At 68.9% G+C, this 2,895-nt stretch carries 3 protein-coding genes; 1 reads left to right on the forward strand and 2 read right to left on the reverse strand.

Annotation, left to right across the window (positions count from 1 at the left end; all coding sequences use genetic code 11):
- The first annotated feature begins 164 nt into the window (after positions 1 to 164).
- Positions 165 to 956 carry a PDZ domain-containing protein gene (locus tag O3Q52_RS51525; RefSeq protein ID WP_269655311.1) on the forward strand — a complete coding sequence of 264 codons (792 nt, stop codon included), beginning with the start codon at positions 165 to 167 and terminating at the stop codon, positions 954 to 956.
- Positions 957 to 1,036: 80 nt separating this feature from the next.
- On the opposite strand, the gene O3Q52_RS51530 is transcribed toward O3Q52_RS51525, so the two are convergent.
- Both O3Q52_RS51530 and O3Q52_RS51535 read right to left on the reverse strand, forming a co-directional pair.
- Positions 1,037 to 2,005, reverse strand: coding sequence for a glycine betaine ABC transporter substrate-binding protein (locus tag O3Q52_RS51530; protein WP_269655312.1), 969 nt, complete (start codon positions 2,003 to 2,005; stop codon positions 1,037 to 1,039).
- Positions 2,002 to 2,871 carry an ABC transporter permease gene (locus O3Q52_RS51535; RefSeq protein WP_269655313.1) on the reverse strand — a complete coding sequence of 290 codons (870 nt, stop codon included), beginning with the start codon at positions 2,869 to 2,871 and terminating at the stop codon, positions 2,002 to 2,004. The genes O3Q52_RS51530 and O3Q52_RS51535 overlap by 4 nt, the downstream gene beginning before the upstream one ends.
- Between the last annotated feature and the right edge of the window lie 24 nt (positions 2,872 to 2,895).

Here is a 2,895-nt window from a genome sequence, read left to right on the forward strand (position 1 = left end):
CCCGGCCCCTGATGGCGCGTGGTTCCCCCGGCCCCCGAAAGGCGCTCGGCTCCCTGTGCCCCTGAAAGCGCGTTGCGCCCCTGATGGCGCGCGGTTCCCCTCCGCCCCCAGGCGATCCGTGGGTGGCCCACGGCTGGAAATCGGCCTCGCGTTAGATTGATTCCGTGCTCTCTCGTCTCACGCGCCCCCAGGCCGTCGCTGTCTGCGCTCTTCCCGTTGTGGCTCTGCTGGCCACGGCGGTGTTCGCGCCGTTGCCGTTCTCGGTGGCCCAGCCGGGGATGACGGCGAATGTCCTCGGCGAGAACAAGGGTGACCCGGTCATCACGATCACCGGTGCGGACACCTACAAGACGCGCGGCCAGTTGCGGATGACGACCATCGAGGCGACGGGTCCCGACCAGGACGTGAGCCTGGGGGACGTGCTCGACGGCTGGTTCCGGACGGACCAGGCGATCATGCCGCGCGACTCCGTGTACCCGAGCGGCGACAGCGTGAAGGAGATCGAGGAGCACAACGCCGAGGAGATGAAGAAGTCCCAGGACACCGCCACCGAGGCGGCCCTGAACCACCTCGGCGAGCAGTCGGACGACATCAAGGTCACCCTCAGGCTCGCCGATGTCGGCGGACCCAGCGCCGGGCTCCTCTTCTCCCTCGGCATCGTCGACAAGCTGGACGGCGACGGCAGCGGCGGCGACCTCACCGGCGGCCGCGTCATCGCGGGCACCGGGACGATCGACGCCGACGGAAAGGTCGGCGCGGTCGGCGGTGTCGCCCTCAAGACGCAGGCCGCCCGCCGCGACGGCGCCACGGTCTTCCTGGTCCCGAAGGCGGAGTGCTCGGACGCCGAGTCGAACCTTCCGAAGGGGCTCCGCCTCATCCCGGTCACCACGCTGAAGGGCGCGATCGGCGCCCTGGTGGCCCTGGAGAAGGGGCAGGGCTCCGTCCCGAGCTGTTAGCCGCAACCGAGCCGTTGGCCGCAACCGGGACCGCCCGGGCGGCGCGCCCAGCCCTCGCTGCGCCCCCGATCAGCCCTTGCTCAGCCCTCCTTCACGAACCCCTCGTCCTTCATCCAGTCCAGCGCCACCGCGTGCGGGTCCTCCCCGTCCACGTCCACCCGCGCGTTCAACTCCTGCGCCACGTCGTTGTTCAGGCGTTCGGTGATCGGGTCGAGGACCTGCGCGATCGCCGGATACTTCTTCAGCGCCTTGGAGTTGATCTCAGGAGCCACGTTGTAGTTGGGGAAGAACTTCTTGTTGTCCGCCATCACCGCCAGGTTCATCGACTTGATGCGCCCGTCGGTGGTGAAGACCTCCCCGTACGTGCAACTCCCCTTCGCCGCCTGGGTGTAGATGATCCCGGTGTCCATCTGGGTGACGTTCCCGGCGGGCAGCTTCATGCCGTACGCCTTCTCCATGCCCGGCAGCCCGTCGGCCCGGTTGGCGAACTCGCTCTCCACGCAGAGCGTGACCGCCTTCGGGTCGGACTTCGCCAGCGCGGCCACGTCGGAGAGGGTCTTCGTGCCGTACTTCTTGAAGTTGGCCTGGTTCATGGCGAGGGCGTAAGTGTTGTTGAGCGCCGACGGGGGCAGCCAGGTCAGGCCGTTCTTCAGGTCTGCCTCGCGCACGGCCTCCCACTGCTTGCGCGGGTCGGTGATGGGATCGCTGTTGCCCTGGTACGTGATCCAGGCGGTGCCCGTGTACTCGTACATGCCGTCCGCGTCCCCGCTCTTGACGGCCTCGCGGGCGCCGATGGAGCCCTGGATGCCCGTGCGGTCCAGTACGTCCGCGCCGGCGGCCTCGAAGGCGATGCCCATGATCGCGCCGAGGATCAGCTGCTCGGTGAACTCCTTGGACGTCACGGTGAGATCGGCGCCCTTGAGCGGCTTCCCCTGTCCGATCGAGCCGGGCTCCACGTCGTCGACCATGGGTGAGCCGCTGGTCAGCCCGCACCCGGCCGAGGCCGCCAGCATCGCCCCGGCGGCCACCACTCCCGTACGCCGTCTCATGTTCCCGCCTCCAACCCGCGCGGGCTGAGCAGGATTTCGGCCAGCGAGGCCAGCCAGTCGACCAGCAGGGCGAGGGACACGGTCAGGATCGAGCCGAGCACCAGGACCGGCATCCGCTGGTTGGTGATGCCGGTCGTGATCAGTACGCCGAGACCGCCGCCTCCGCCGAACGTGGCGAGGGTCGCCGTGCCCACGTTCAGGACGAGGGCGGTACGGACGCCGGCGAGGATCAGCGGTACGGCGAGGGGCAGTTCGACACGGGTCAGGACACCCACGGGCGACATGCCGATGCCTTCGGCGGCCTCCAGCAGCGTCGGGTCGTTCGCCTTGAGCCCGGCGATCGTGTTCGAGAGGACCGGCAGGATGGCGTACGCGATGATGCCGATCAGCGCCGCCTTCTGGCCGATGCCCAGCCAGATCACGAGCAGTGCCAGCAGGCCGATGGCAGGGGTCGCCTGTCCCATGTTGGCGAAGGACATGGCGACCGGGGTCGCCTTGCGGAACATCTTGCGGGTCAGCAGGATGCCCAGCGGGATCGCGATGATCAGCACGAAGAACGTGGAGATCACGGTCAGTTCGATCTGCTGCCGCAGCGCCTTCCACACCTGGCCGCCCGACAGCGCGTTCTCCGAGAGCGGGTCCAGTTCCGCCTGCCGGAACCAGAGCCAGGTGGTGAGCAGCACGACCGTCAGTACTGCGGGCAGCAGGGTCAGTTTCTGCCAAGTCACCCTAGAAGCACGGGACTTGCCGGGCGGGGGAGCCTTCGTCTCCTCGGACCCGGACGTCTCCTCGAACCCGGATTCCGTCCCGGAGACCTCGCCGTCGGGGTCCGTCCCGGTGTCGTGGCCGGTCTCCGGGGCCCTCACGCCTTCGCCTCCCCGCCGGCACCG

Origin of the sequence: Streptomyces sp. ActVer (genome assembly GCF_027270795.1) — a bacterium.
GTDB classification, from domain to species: domain Bacteria; phylum Actinomycetota; class Actinomycetes; order Streptomycetales; family Streptomycetaceae; genus Streptomyces; species Streptomyces umbrinus_A.

Bases quoted from the DNA above. Each gene is read 5' to 3' on its own strand.
- O3Q52_RS51530 (WP_269655312.1), bottom strand. From the start codon at position 2,005: ATGAGACGGCGTACGGGAGTGGTGGCCGCCGGGGCGATGCTGGCGGCC.